We start from the raw sequence: 12,696 nt of genomic DNA on the forward strand, positions 1-12,696 counted from the left end.
CCTCTCTCTTTTGGCCTCGCTTACTTGGCCGCAGGCTTCTCGATCAGCTTCTTGAGCTGGTCGCGGGCAGGTTTGCTGTAGCCCTCACCGCCGCCCGGCGGGGGCTGCTCGGTATCAGTCTGGTCATCTTCCGGTTTATTCTTCTTGAATCTCTTTAAAATGGTGTTCTCGGGGTCGTCCGGCAAGAGGCTTTTGAGCCATTCCCCAGTCGATTCAAGGACTACGCGGGACTTCGCGCCATTCACCCAGTCCGGCCTCTGCTTGTCCGGAACCAGCCAAACGAAGAAAAGGTAGGCCACGACCACGATCAGAAGACCCCGCGCGAGCCCGAACAGGAAGCCCAGGGTGCGGTCGAGCGCGCCGATCCGCGAATCGAGAATCATGTCGGAGATCCGGACCGTGATCACGGACACGATGATCAGCGTGCCGACGAACACGCCGGCAACCACCACGACTTCCGCGACCGTGTCGTTGCTGAAATAGGTCTTTGCGGTCGGCAGCAGCTTGTTGAAGGAATAAAGCGTCACCAGCGCCGCGGCGCCCCAGGCCGCGATCGACAGGATTTCGCGCATGAAGCCGCGCACCATCGCAAGCAGGCCCGAAATCAGCATGACACCGAGCAGGATGAGATCGAGAATCGTTATCGGCATCGGCTGGTCTGGTCCGCTGACAATTCCAAGGTTCCGAATCGGCGCGTCGGTGCCGTCTTACCTGAGGGGCTGAGAGGCCGTCCGGCAAGGCCGGAAATGGTGCTATCCATCACGCTACTTCGCGCGGGTTGTATAGCGGCGTCAGCCGCTAACGTCACGTCCGCCTAGCTATCCTTTCGGCGGAATCTGGCCGGTGTGGCATTTTTCTCGTCGGGCGCCGTTTCTCGGTTCATTTTTGGGCTGCCGCGCGCGGCTATCTCGGCGACCAGCGTGGTCAGGCCACCGACCGTATGCAGGGACAGCCCGGCGTCGCCGCCAACTTCGCCCCGCGCCGATTCGGGCAGCACGGCACGGCCGAAACCGAGCTTGGCGGCTTCCTTCAGCCGCGCTGCGGTCTGGGCTACCGGGCGGACCACGCCGGACAGCGAAATCTCGCCGAAATACACCGCATCCGTCGGCAGTGGAGCATTGACCAGCGAAGAGACCAGCGCCGCGGCCGCTGCGAGGTCGGCCGCCGGTTCCTGGATGCGCAACCCACCTGCAACATTGAGGTAGACGTCATGGCCGGAGAGTTTCACCCCGCAATGGGCTTCCAGCACCGCCAGCACCATCGATAGCCGGCTCGGGTCCCAGCCGACCACGGCCCGACGCGGGGTACCGAGCGAGGTCGGCGCCACCAGCGCCTGCAGCTCGACCAGCACCGGCCGGGTGCCCTCGATGCCCGCGAATACCGCCGTGCCGGGCGTTCCGAGATCGCGCTCGGACAGGAACAATTCAGAGGGGTTGGTGACCTCGCGCAGGCCGAGCCCCGTCATCTCGAACACGCCGATCTCGTCGGTCGGCCCGAACCGATTCTTCACCGCGCGCAGGATGCGAAATTGCTGCGAGCCTTCGCCTTCGAAGGAGAGCACCGCATCGACCATGTGCTCGACCACGCGGGGGCCGGCGATCTGGCCGTCCTTGGTGACATGGCCGACCAGGATGATGGCGGCGCCGGTCTTTTTCGCAAACCGGATCAGCGCCTGCGCCGAGGCGCGGACCTGGGTCACCGTGCCCGGCGCGGATTCGACCGTGTCGGTCCACATGGTCTGGATCGAGTCGATGACGAGCAGGCGCGGCACGGCGCCTTCGGAAAGGGTTGCGACGATATCCTCAACCGACGTCTCGGCGGCGAGCTGCACCGGCGCGTCCGCAAGCCCCAGCCGCTCGGCGCGCAGCCGCACCTGCGCGATGGCCTCTTCGCCCGAGATGTAGACCGCGCGGTGACCGGCGCGCGCCAGCATGCTGGTCGCCTGGGTGAGAAGCGTCGATTTGCCGATGCCGGGATCGCCGCCGACGAGCAGCACCGAGCCGCGCACAAAGCCGCCGCCGGTGACGCGGTCGAGCTCCGCCATGCCGGAGGAAAGGCGCGGCGCGTCCTGGCTTTTGCCGGCGAGGCTTTCGAGCGCAAAGGTGCGCCCCTTGCGCCTTGAGCGGATCGAAACCGGTACGCTGCCGGCGGTGTCCTCTTCGGCCAGCGTATTCCACTCGCCGCAAGACTCGCACTTGCCCTGCCAGCGGTTATACGCCGCGCCGCAGTTCTGGCAGACAAAGGAGAGAGTGGATTTGGCCATTGGCGGCTGCGTAGCAGGTTGACGTGCTTACGTCTTCAGAAATTGCAAATGCCCAAACGACAATGCCCGGGATCGCGATCCCGGGCATCATTGATTCTGCTTCGCCGCTTACTTCACCGTGACGAACGGCACCGAGGAGCCCGGCACCATCGTCGTCGGCAGCACGCCGTTCCAGCGCTCGGCCTGTGTCAGGGCAATGATGCTTGGGTTCGAGCCCAGCGCCTCGGCACGTGCCTTGATGGCAGCGGCTTCAGCCTCGCCCGTAACCTTGATATTGGCGGCGCGTGCCTCGCCGTTCAGCCGCGTGGCATCGGCGTTGGCCTGCGCTTCGGCGCGGATGGCGTTGGCTTTTGCGGTGGCCTGCGTCACGGTGATTTGCGCCTGCACCTTCTCGCGCTCAGCGTTCTGCTGCAGCTTCTGCACCTCGACTTCGGCCAGCATGCGTTGCTCGATCGAGTGCAGATAGTCCTGGCTGAACTCGATGTTCTCGAGCTGCACGGAGTCGATGATCAGCATCGGATCATATTTCAGCGTATCCGTGATCGCGGTCTTGATCTCGTTGTTGAGGTTGCCGCGTTCCTGAATGGCCTTCTCGGCGGTGTAGTGGCCGAACACGATCTTGACCTGCTGGTTCACGACCGGGCTCACAACCTGATGGACCGCGGGGTCGAGCGATCCGAACCGCGCATAGAGGTCGGCGACCTTCTCGGGCGAGGCGCGGAGCGTGACGCTGATCTTCAGATCGGCCGGCTGCTGGTCGTAGGAATACGAGTTCATCTTGTCCCAGGTGTAGGTCACGGTCTTGACGCTGATCTTCCGGACGCTGTCGATCACCGGAATCTTGAAGCCGAGCCCGGGCTGCGCGGTGCCGATCACCGCACCGTTGCGCAACAGCACGCCGCGCTCGGTCTGGTCGACGGTGTACCAGCTTCCCAACACGAGGAGACAGATGACGATGAGGGCGACGACGCCCGCGATGTGGCCCCGATTCATAAATTTCCTCCTGAAAATGAAACGAATGCGGCTCGATGCCGACATTCCGCGTGTCACGTTACAAATTTGCTGTGACGCGCGTCATTTCGTCGCCGGTTCGGTGTAACTGGTTCAGGCCGGGCTAACGAGGGGCTCGGGATTTTAGGCAGTTGCAAGGAGCATTTGGCGACGAAAGCGCCAAACGTCAGCGACGATGCCCCGCGCCTTTTGGTTAACCCGAGGTTGCCTTCTGCTGCCATCATGTTGGCAGCATGAGGGTGCTACGACCTCTTGCACGTTATCAGATGCGGAGCGGATCGTGACCATCAAGGGAAGCTGCCATTGCGGCAAGACGCAATTCGAAGTCACCGAAGCACCTGCGGGCGTGACCCGTTGCACCTGTTCGATCTGCGCCAAGCGCGGCGCGCTGTGGGCGTATTATACACCCGCGCAATTCCGCCTGATCTCGCCGGCCGAAAACGTCGCGACCTATCGCTGGCAGAGCAAGACCGTCAGACACAATTTCTGTGCCGAGTGTGGCTGCGGCACCTACTCGGAATCGCCGGATTGGTCGACGGGCAAGCCGGACTTCGACAATCCCAGGATCGGCATCAACGCGCGGCTGTTCGATGATTTCGATCTCGATGCGGTCCCCGTGACCGTGATCGACGGCAAGAATCTCTGGTAATCACTTCAACTCGATCCACGCCGGCGCGTGGTCGCTGGCGCCGTCCTCGCCACGCACGGCGCGGTCGACGCCGGCTCTGAGAAGCCGCGGCGCGAGTGCGGGGCTGAGCAGGAGATGGTCGAGCCGCAATCCCGCATCGCGCGACCAGCGGTTGCGCTTGTAGTCCCAGAAGGTGAACATCGGCTGTGACGGATGCAGGGCGCGAATCGCGTCCGTCCAGCCTTGGCTAACGAGCGCGGCAAAGGCCGCGCGGCTCTTCGGCTGGATCAGCGCGTTGTTGTCCCAGGATTTGGTCGGATAGATATCGATCGGCGTCGGCGCGACGTTGTAATCGCCGGCCAGCACGACCGGCAGATCCTGCTTCAAAAACTTCGCGGCATGCCTGCGCAGCCGCGCGAACCAGTCGAGCTTGTAGTCGAATTTCGGACCCGGCTGCGGATTGCCGTTCGGCAAATAGAGGCAGGCGACGATGATGCCGCTGATGGCGGCCTCGATGTAGCGTGCTTCGTGATCCGCAGCATCGCCGGGAAGGACGGTGCGGATCAACACCGGCTCGGCCTTGCGCGAGAGGATGGCGACGCCGTTCCAGGTTTTCTGTCCGTGCCAGACCGCGTGATAGCCGGCCTTCGCGATTGCGGCATGCGGAAATTCGTCGTCGGCCGCCTTCAATTCCTGCAGGCAGGCAATGTCGGGCTTTGCCGTACGCAGCCAACGGAGCAGATTGGGAAGCCGCCGGTTGATGTTGTTGATGTTGAAGGTCGCGATCTTCATCCGGCTGCAGACAAGCGCCCGCCGCTAGATCGAGTCAGGAGCGGAGCCTTCGGGAGGTTTGCCGTTGGCCACAGGTTTGTTCCCGATCTCGGCGGAGGGTAACACCACGGGCAGAATGTTGCCGCCGCCCTTGTAAAGGCGCGCATAGCGGCGGCCGAGATTGGTCAGCACCTCATAGCCGATGGTGCCGAAATGGTGGGCCAGCTCGTCCACGGTGATGCCTTCGCCGATCAGTGTGACCATGTGGCCGCGCCGCACAGCGTTCGGCGGCAGGTCGGTGATGTCGACGGCCATCAAATCCATCGAGATGCGGCCTGCCACCGGGCAGCGCTTTCCGGCAACAACGACTTCGGCGCCGCGGGTGCCGTCATTGGCGCTGGCGGCGCGGAAATAGCCGTCGGCATAACCAGCCGCGACGATCGCAAGCTTGGTCTGTCGCCGCGCGGTCCAGGTGCCGCCGTAACCCACAGTCTCGCCGCGCTCGACATTGCGGATTTGCACGATGCGCGCCTTCAGTTCCACGACCGGCTGCATTGGATTGTCGGCTTCCGGCGTCGGATTGACGCCGTAAAGCGCCGCCCCCGGCCGCACCATGTCGAACTGGAATTGCGGGCCGAGGTAGATTCCGGACGAATTCGACAGCGACGCCGGCACATTGGTGAACAGGCTCGCGATCTGGCGGAAGGCCGTGAGCTGCCTTGCATTGGTCGGCGTGTTGACGAGCTCGGCCGCGACAAGATGGCTCATGACCAGCGTGATGCCGTGATCGCCGGCATTGATACGGGGAATGATGCCCTGCGCTTCCGCAATCGTGAGCCCGAGGCGGTTCATGCCGGTGTCGATGTGGATCGCGGCGCCGCCGTTCCACCCCGAGCGTCGGCAGAACACGTCCCATTCGGCGAGTTCATTGAGATCGCCGATCACCGGCTTGCAGTCGATCTTGGCGTAGACCTCGCCGGTGTTCTGGAAAAAGCCGTCGAGCGCGTAGATGGTGGCTGATGGCAGCGCCGCGCGCAGGGTGCGCGCTTCATCCAGCGTTGCCACAAAGAAGGTCTTGCAGCCGGCCGCGGCGAGCGCTTTCGCGACCGGCTCGATCCCGCAGCCATAGGCGTCCGCCTTGACGACGCCGGCGCATTCGGCCGGCACCGCCGTCTTCTCGAGCTTTCGCCAGTTCGCGACGATGGCGTCGAGGTCGATGGTCAGCACGCCGTTGTATGTGGCGAGCGCCGCTGCCTGATTGGCCTCGGGCGAAAGCAAGGTCCCCGCCAGCGTCGGATTGGGATCCGAAATGATGTTCATGGCGCGCAAGCTTAAGGGGCGCGCCCCGTTCCTTCAACCATCGGAACCATCAATAAGTCCGATCGGGAACCTGTCCATCCGGGGCGAGATCGCCGAATCGCGTCACCGCGGCGTCGAAATGCAGTTCCACAGTGCCGGTCGGACCATGGCGCTGCTTGCCGATGATGACCTCGGCCTTGCCGTGCACGAGTGACATGTCGAGCTGCCATTTCTCATATTCCGGCGTGCCGGCGCGTGGTTCCTTGTTGGCGAGGTAATATTCCTCGCGGAACACGAACAGCACGACGTCCGCGTCCTGCTCGATCGAACCGGATTCACGCAAGTCCGAGAGCTGGGGCCGCTTGTCGTCGCGAGATTCGACCTGACGCGACAACTGCGACAGCGCGATCACGGGGACGTTGAGCTCCTTGGCCAGCGCCTTCAGGCTGGTGGTGATCTCGGTGATTTCCTGGACGCGGTTGTCGGTTCCGCGCTTGCCCGAGCCCTGCAGAAGCTGGATGTAGTCCACGACGATGAGATCGAGGCCCTTTTGCCGCTTCAGCCGTCGGGCGCGTGCCATGAGCTGTGCAATCGAGAGGCCGCCGGTTTCGTCGACATAGAACGGCAGCGATTGCAGCTCGATCGAGTAGTCGCGGATCTTCTCGAAATCGGTCTCCGAAATGCCGCCGCGGCGGATCGAGCTCGACGGGATGCCCGTGCGCTCGGCGATGATACGGGTGGCAAGCTGCTCGGCCGACATTTCGCAGGAGAAGAAGCCGACGATGCCGCCGTTGACGGTCTTCATGGTGCCGTCGGCCTGCAGCTCGGCCTGATGCGCCCTTGCGATGTTGTAGGCGATATTCGTTGAGAGCGCGGTCTTGCCCATGCCGGGACGGCCGGCCACAATAATCAGGTCGGAGGGCTGCAAGCCTCCCATCTTGATGTCGAGGTCGCGCAGGCCCGTGGCGATGCCCGACAGTTTTCCGTCGCGCTGGAAGGCCTTGGCGGCCATGTCGACGGCAACGGTCAGTGCCTGCGAGAACTTCTGGAAGCCTCCGTCATAGCGGCCGGTTTCGGCGAGCTCATACAGCCTGCGCTCGGCGTCCTCGATCTGCGCCCGAGGCGCAAAATCGACCGGCGCGTCATAGGCCACATTGACCATGTCCTCGCCGATTCCGATCAGGTCGCGGCGCAGCGAGAGGTCGTAGATGGTACGCCCGTAGTCCTGGGCATTGATGATGGTGGTGGCTTCTGCCGCAAGCCGCGCCAGATACTGGCCGACCGTCATGCCGCCAATGTCGGTATCGGCGGGCAGGAAGGTCTTCAAGGTGACCGGGGTCGCGATCTTGCCCATCCGGATCAGGCTCGCGGACGTCTCATAGATCGTCTGATGGATCGGCTCGTAGAAATGCTTGGGCTCGAGGAAGTCCGACACCCGGTAGAAGGCGTCATTGTTCACCAGGATCGCGCCCAGAAGGCTCTGTTCCGCCTCGATATTGTGCGGCGCACTCCGATAGGCGGGCTGAGGCGCGTCGGGAGCGAGCTTGAGGACGTTCGAGTCTGGGATAGCCATGTCGGATTGTTCTTGTGGTTCTGGTCTTAAGCCGTGTGGGGGCGGCGATAAAGCGCCTCTCCGAGGCGCCGCGATAGCGTCCATGCGCCTTATGCCCGATTCACACAAACACGTTGTGTGAATCCTGACCCGGAAGCTGTCAGCGCTTGACGACTTTCGCCTCGACCCAGGCGACCAGCCGGCCGGTTCACGGAAGGTTTAGGCAAATTTTTTGGAGAGGAGCCTGAACCGGGTTCGGTCTCGCGCTTACCTACCAGAGCGGCCCGGTTCCTTGTCGGTTGCGAGAGCTGCCGGTTTCTCAGGTCAGGAGGAGGTAGGCGAACGCAACGAGGGCGGCACCGACGCCGGTGGCAATCAGGGCGTAATCGATGGTCAGGTCGCCCTGATCGTCGAATGAGGGTGGTTGGTTCTTTCCAGCCATAGCGGACGTGTAGGCGCAGGGAACCAATACCACTGTGAAGCAGTTCACATCGTAAGGACTTTATTTTCGGCAGTCTCGCTGCCGGAAGTGCACAGGCAAGGGCAATGGGTCAGCGGCTCGAATCATGGCAAAGCGGAGGCGGTGATCGGCTGTGGCTGTCGCTACTGATCGATGCCATGGAAGAGGCGGCGCGCCCCGAGGTCCGTTCGCGGCCCGTCGAGAGCGCGATTCTTTTGGCCCTTCGCGCGCAACTGGCGCAGCCGGCGACGCGTGTTCCTCGCGTCCCCTCGGTCCTTCGCCATTAATCAGCAGCAATAATCACCCGCCCGCGATCCTCAGCCGTGGCTTGCGGCCCTTCTCCATCGCGCGCAGCTTGGCTTCCGCCTGGAAAATGTAATCCCGCGTCATCGGCACAACGCCCTGCCGCTTGGTGAGCTGGATCTGCAGATTCATGAGGTTTTGCTTGCGGAACGCCATCTCGGACGCCGCGAGATAAAATTCCCACATCCGTGCAAAGCGCTCGTCATAGAGCCGCACGGCTTCCTCGCGTCGCGCCAGGAAACGCTCGCGCCAGGCCTTCAGCGTCTCCGCATAATGCAGCCGCAGAATTTCGATGTCGCAGACGAGCAGGCCCGAGCGCTCGATCGCGTGCAGCACCTCCGACAGGGCAGGGATGTACCCGCCGGGGAAAATGTATTTGGCGATCCAGGGATTGGTCGCGTCAGGTCCCTCCGAACGGCCGATCGAATGCAGCACCATGACGCCGTCATCGGTCAACAGCTCGGCGCAGCGTTTGAAGAACGCATCGTAAAAATCGACGCCGACGTGCTCGAACATGCCCACCGACACGATGCGGTCGAAGGAGCCGTCGACGTCGCGGTAGTCCTGCAGCAGGAATCTGGCCGCCAGGTTTTTGTCGGCGGCACGCGCGTTCGACACCTGCAACTGCTCGCTCGAGAGCGTGACGCCGGTGACGTCGGCGCCCGTGGTTTCCGCAAGATAGAGGCCAAGCCCGCCCCAGCCCGATCCGATGTCGAGCACGTGCTGGCCAGTGCCGACCAGGAGTTTTGCGGCGAGGTGGCGCTTCTTGGCGAGCTGGGCGTCCTCGAGACTGGTGTCGGGCGTCTCGAAATAGGCGCAGCTATATTGCAGGTCGGAATCCAGGAACAGCGAATAGAGCTTGCCGTCGAGATCATAGTGATGTGCGACGTTGTGGCGCGCGCGCCCGCGCCAATTGAGCTGGCGTACATGCCGGATGAGATAGCGCGCCCACCACTGCGGCCGCGCGAAGCGAGGCAACGTTTCGGGCTGGCCCATCAGGATCGCGAGCGCGTCGGCGATGGTGCCTTGCTCGACGACGAAGGTGCCATTCGTGAAGGCTTCCCCAAGCGCGAGCTCGGGGTTCAGCAGGATCCTGATCTCGGTTGCGGTGGTGAGGAAGCGGACCGCGACCGGCGTACCGGAGCCGTCTCCACAAGAAAACCTGGCGCCACTGGCGGTCGTGAACGAGATCGAACCGTGGCGGATAAAACCACTTAGAAAACGACGCAACAATCGGTCCATCGAACCCACCGCAACAAGCTATCGCGGAAGACGTGGCTTTTCGGCCCCAAGCTCCGACGCACGCGGAACCGATTGGTTCCAAGCGCACATTGCATTATTTGCAGGCGTTGAAGCAGTCCGCTAGTGCATTGGCGACAAAGCGGATATTCCAAAACATCGCATTCACGCAGTTGCGTCGGACCGCGCGCTTCCATTCGCGGGATAATCAGCTAAAAGGTTGTCGCCGCGAGCCGCCGGAGCGTCGGTCTCGGCGACGCTGGGGGGCGATTCCGGCGTCTGGAATTTGCGCATCTGGAGAAGTCTGAGAATGTCGAGCCGAGCGCTCATTCCGGCGACGGTGCTGCTTCTGGCCGGATGGTTCACGCCGGCGCTGGCCCAGGAAAACCTCGAGGCCGGCAAGACGCCCTCCCAGATTTTCGCGGGGACCTGCACGGCCTGCCACAAGAGCCCGCGTGGCCTGTTGAAGACGGTTTCGCCGTCCTCGCTGTCGAGCTTTCTGCGCCAGCACTACACCACAAGTCCCAATATGGCCGGCGTGCTTGCGTCCTATCTTATCTCCAACGGCGCGACCGATACCCGCATCGGTGCCGATACGCCAAAGGGTGACAAAGGCGCGAAGGGCACAAAGGAAGGCGCCAAGCAGGAAGCGAGGCAGGAGGCGAGGCCGGAAGGCAAGCCGGACGGACGGCCTGAACAGCCCGACCGTTTCGGCCGCAGGAGCCATCCTGCGCCGCAAGAGGCGGTTGAGCCGAAGCCTGGAGGAGAGGCTAATCCCGCGCAAGCTGCTGCGGAACCAACCCCCGAGGGCCACAAGAATGCCAAGCAGAGGCTGAGCAAGCGCGGCCGGCCCGGCGAGGCGCTGCCGAAGGAAGAGCCCAAGGCGAGCGAAAAACCAATCGAAAAGCCGAACGAAAAACCCAGCGAAACCGCCACCAGGGAAGAGCCCAAATCCCGAGAAGAGAAGCCGCGGGAAGAGAGGGCTCGGGAAGAGGCCAAGCCCGAGGCAGCAAAGCCGGCCGAGCCGACCAAACCTGCCGAGGAGGGCCGCTCGCAATCTGCCAAGGTCGAGCCACCGGCCGAGACGCCGATTGTGCGGCCGGATCCTGTTCCCCAGGTGACGCCGGCGCCAACTGTGCCGTCGCCGGCCGCCGAAGCTCCCGCGGCCGCCTCGGCCGCCGCATCACAACAACCGGTCCAGGCGGCGGTTACGAATCCCGCTGCGGACATGGCGGTACCCCTGCCGGCCAACGCCGTGTCGCTGCCGCCGCCCACCACTGCCACCGCGTCGTCAGCGCCGCCGCTGCCAGCCGTAGCACCGGCGGGACCACCGACGCCGCCGATCTCGCAATAACGGTTTCCCAGCCCTCCATCGTCCGCAGAGGGTCCGCCTTGACCCTTCTAGAGCGTTGCTCTAGAGTGATGGTCTAATCGCAGACGGAGGCGATTCATGGCGGCGGGCGTGCGCGCGGATCTGCTGGCGGCTGGACTCGCCATATTCGAGCGCGATGGATACGAAGGCGCTACGGTGGCGGCGATCCGGACCAAAGCGCGTGCCTCCAACGGCAGCTTCTTCCACTTCTTCGGCTCGAAGAGGGAGTTGGCCGGAACTCTCTTCCTGGAAACGTTGCAGCGCTATCACGCCACGATCCTCGCGGTCATGCTGCCGGGCCTTGGCGCCCCGGAGGGCATCGATCGGCTGATCCGCGCGCATCTTGACTGGGTCGTCGAGTCCAGGCGTGAGGCGCGCTACCTCTTCGAGATTTCCCGCGGCGACTGGACCGAGGACATGCGCGACAGGCAGCGCGCGCTGAATGCACGCTTTGCCGAAGGGATCGAGCGCTGGCGCGCTCCGCTGATTGCTAGCGGCGAGCTGTTGCCGCTCACGCCAGCCATCTTCGCGAGTCAGGTGATCGGGCCGGCGCAGATTTTTTGCCGCGCCTATCTCTCCGGGCGCGAGCGCGGCGATCCAAGGCTGCACGCCGATGAGCTCGTCGCCTGCGCGATCCGCGCGCTCGTGACGGCTCGCGCAAAGGATGCCGCGTCATGATCGAGAAAATCGATTTTGAGTTTGCGCCGATCGAGCAACTCATTCGCGACAATGTCGGCCGCCAGAGGTTTATGCAGCTTGTCGGCGCCGAGCTCTCGGAGCTCTCACGCGGCTCCTGCACGATCGCGGTCGAGCGCAGGCCCGAGCTGTTGCAGCAGCACGGTTTCTTTCACGGTGGCGTCACCGCCTTCCTGGTCGACAACGCCACCACGATCGCGGCCGCAACCTCGCGCGGCCAGGGCGCGCTGACAGCCGAGTACAAGCTCAATCTGCTATCGCCCGCGACCGGCAAGCGCCTGATCTGCCGCGCCCGCGTCATCAAACCCGGGCGCCAGGTCGCGGTGGTCGCGGCCGACGTGTTCTGCGTCACCGGTGGCGTGGAGAAGCACACCGCGACGGCGCTCGCGTCAATCGCGATGCTCGATGCGCCGATTCCGGTGCAAGAAAAAAGCCCGGCATGAAACGCCGGGCTTTTGCAAAACGGGTGAGGGGACGGCTTACTTCTCGGCGGGCGCTTCCTCTGCCGGAGCCGCCGGCTGCTCGATCTCGTCGTGCTGGGCTTCCGGATCGAAGAACTCGCCGGCGGCGGCCAGCGCCTCGGCAGCTGCGTCCTGGTCTTCCTGACGGGTCGAGATATCCTCGCCGCGCTTGATACGCTGGACCTCATCGGCGCTGCGGGCAACGATGACGTTGATATTGGCCTCGACTTCCGGATGGACGGCGATCGTCACCTTGCGCTGGCCGATCGCCTTGATCGGGGCGTCGAGCCAGACCTGCGGCCGGCTGACATGAATCTTCTCGGCTTCCAGCGCGAGGACAATGTCGCGCACCGAGACCGAGCCGAACAGCTGGCCGGACTCGGAAGCCTGGCGGATGATGACGATCTCGAGCCCCTCGATCTTCTCGGCGGCCTTGCTCGCCTCCGACTTGGCCTGGAGGTTATTGGCCTCGAGCTCGGCCTTCATGCCGTCATACTTGGCGCGGTTTTCCGCGGTGGCGCGCAGCGCCTTCTTGCGCTTCAACAGGAAATTGCGCGCGAAGCCGTCACGAACCTTCACGACCTCGCCCATTTGACCGAGTTTGGCGACGCGCTCCAGCAAAATGACTTCCATATTCGTTC

General features: G+C 63.6%; 12 protein-coding genes. 4 read left to right on the forward strand and 8 right to left on the reverse strand.

Annotated features, from left to right (window positions below):
• Positions 1–20: 20 nt before the first annotated feature.
• The 3 genes from VKR55_RS08505 to VKR55_RS08515 all read right to left on the reverse strand — a co-directional run bounded on the left by VKR55_RS08505 (position 21) and on the right by VKR55_RS08515 (position 3,256).
• A complete protein-coding gene (locus VKR55_RS08505; protein ID WP_324401719.1) occupies positions 21–650 on the reverse strand; it encodes a CvpA family protein in 630 nt (209 codons plus the stop codon).
• A gap of 164 nt (positions 651–814) precedes the next feature.
• Positions 815–2,263, reverse strand: coding sequence for a DNA repair protein RadA (gene radA, locus VKR55_RS08510; RefSeq protein WP_324401721.1), 1,449 nt, complete (start codon positions 2,261–2,263; stop codon positions 815–817).
• Positions 2,264–2,371: 108 nt separating this feature from the next.
• Positions 2,372–3,256: a prohibitin family protein gene (locus VKR55_RS08515; RefSeq protein WP_324401723.1), complete on the reverse strand. Its 885-nt coding sequence runs from the start codon at positions 3,254–3,256 to the stop codon at positions 2,372–2,374.
• A gap of 298 nt (positions 3,257–3,554) precedes the next feature.
• Between VKR55_RS08515 and VKR55_RS08520 the strand changes: the two genes are divergently transcribed.
• Positions 3,555–3,923, forward strand: a complete 369-nt coding sequence (locus VKR55_RS08520; RefSeq protein ID WP_324401725.1) for a GFA family protein — start codon at positions 3,555–3,557, stop codon at positions 3,921–3,923.
• Here VKR55_RS08520 and VKR55_RS08525 read toward each other — a convergent pair whose 3' ends face one another.
• The 4 genes from VKR55_RS08525 to VKR55_RS08540 form a co-directional block, all read right to left on the reverse strand.
• A complete protein-coding gene (locus tag VKR55_RS08525) occupies positions 3,924–4,694 on the reverse strand; it encodes an exodeoxyribonuclease III (RefSeq protein WP_324401727.1) in 771 nt (256 codons plus the stop codon). It abuts the gene before it with no gap.
• Positions 4,695–4,718: 24 nt separating this feature from the next.
• Positions 4,719–5,993, reverse strand: a complete 1,275-nt coding sequence (gene alr, locus VKR55_RS08530) for an alanine racemase (RefSeq protein WP_324401729.1) — start codon at positions 5,991–5,993, stop codon at positions 4,719–4,721.
• A gap of 49 nt (positions 5,994–6,042) precedes the next feature.
• Positions 6,043–7,545: a replicative DNA helicase gene (locus VKR55_RS08535; RefSeq protein ID WP_324401731.1), complete on the reverse strand. Its 1,503-nt coding sequence runs from the start codon at positions 7,543–7,545 to the stop codon at positions 6,043–6,045.
• Between the two features lie 739 nt (positions 7,546–8,284).
• Entirely contained in the window at positions 8,285–9,529 is a 1,245-nt protein-coding gene (locus tag VKR55_RS08540) for a cyclopropane-fatty-acyl-phospholipid synthase family protein (protein WP_324401733.1), read from the reverse strand.
• Between the two features lie 307 nt (positions 9,530–9,836).
• Here VKR55_RS08540 and VKR55_RS08545 point away from each other — a divergent pair, with 307 nt between their 5' ends.
• The 3 genes from VKR55_RS08545 to VKR55_RS08555 all read left to right on the forward strand — a co-directional run bounded on the left by VKR55_RS08545 (position 9,837) and on the right by VKR55_RS08555 (position 12,037).
• Complete coding sequence (locus tag VKR55_RS08545) at positions 9,837–10,880, forward strand: hypothetical protein (RefSeq protein ID WP_324401735.1); 1,044 nt, start codon at positions 9,837–9,839, stop codon at positions 10,878–10,880.
• Positions 10,881–10,976: 96 nt separating this feature from the next.
• Positions 10,977–11,576: a TetR/AcrR family transcriptional regulator gene (locus tag VKR55_RS08550; RefSeq protein WP_324401737.1), complete on the forward strand. Its 600-nt coding sequence runs from the start codon at positions 10,977–10,979 to the stop codon at positions 11,574–11,576.
• Entirely contained in the window at positions 11,573–12,037 is a 465-nt protein-coding gene (locus VKR55_RS08555) for a PaaI family thioesterase (protein ID WP_324401739.1), read from the forward strand. Before VKR55_RS08550 ends, VKR55_RS08555 begins: the two co-directional genes overlap by 4 nt.
• A 36-nt stretch (positions 12,038–12,073) precedes the next feature.
• Here the strand turns inward: VKR55_RS08555 and rplI are convergent, their stop codons facing one another.
• Positions 12,074–12,688: a 50S ribosomal protein L9 gene (gene rplI, locus VKR55_RS08560; RefSeq protein ID WP_324401741.1), complete on the reverse strand. Its 615-nt coding sequence runs from the start codon at positions 12,686–12,688 to the stop codon at positions 12,074–12,076.
• Positions 12,689–12,696 lie beyond the last annotated feature (8 nt).

This window comes from Bradyrhizobium sp., assembly GCF_035309285.1.
In the GTDB taxonomy this organism is placed as follows: Bacteria; Pseudomonadota; Alphaproteobacteria; order Rhizobiales; family Xanthobacteraceae; genus Bradyrhizobium.

Coding starts and splice junctions, on each gene's coding strand:
- VKR55_RS08515 (WP_324401723.1), bottom strand. CDS start 3,256: ATGAATCGGGGCCACATCGCGGGCGTCGTCGCCCTCATCGTCATCTGT.
- radA (WP_324401721.1), bottom strand. CDS start 2,263: ATGGCCAAATCCACTCTCTCCTTTGTCTGCCAGAACTGCGGCGCGGCG.
- VKR55_RS08545 (WP_324401735.1), top strand. CDS start 9,837: ATGTCGAGCCGAGCGCTCATTCCGGCGACGGTGCTGCTTCTGGCCGGA.
- VKR55_RS08555 (WP_324401739.1), top strand. CDS start 11,573: ATGATCGAGAAAATCGATTTTGAGTTTGCGCCGATCGAGCAACTCATT.
- VKR55_RS08550 (WP_324401737.1), top strand. CDS start 10,977: ATGGCGGCGGGCGTGCGCGCGGATCTGCTGGCGGCTGGACTCGCCATA.
- VKR55_RS08540 (WP_324401733.1), bottom strand. CDS start 9,529: ATGGACCGATTGTTGCGTCGTTTTCTAAGTGGTTTTATCCGCCACGGT.
- rplI (WP_324401741.1), bottom strand. CDS start 12,688: ATGGAAGTCATTTTGCTGGAGCGCGTCGCCAAACTCGGTCAAATGGGC.
- VKR55_RS08505 (WP_324401719.1), bottom strand. CDS start 650: ATGCCGATAACGATTCTCGATCTCATCCTGCTCGGTGTCATGCTGATT.
- alr (WP_324401729.1), bottom strand. CDS start 5,993: ATGAACATCATTTCGGATCCCAATCCGACGCTGGCGGGGACCTTGCTT.
- VKR55_RS08525 (WP_324401727.1), bottom strand. CDS start 4,694: ATGAAGATCGCGACCTTCAACATCAACAACATCAACCGGCGGCTTCCC.
- VKR55_RS08535 (WP_324401731.1), bottom strand. CDS start 7,545: ATGGCTATCCCAGACTCGAACGTCCTCAAGCTCGCTCCCGACGCGCCT.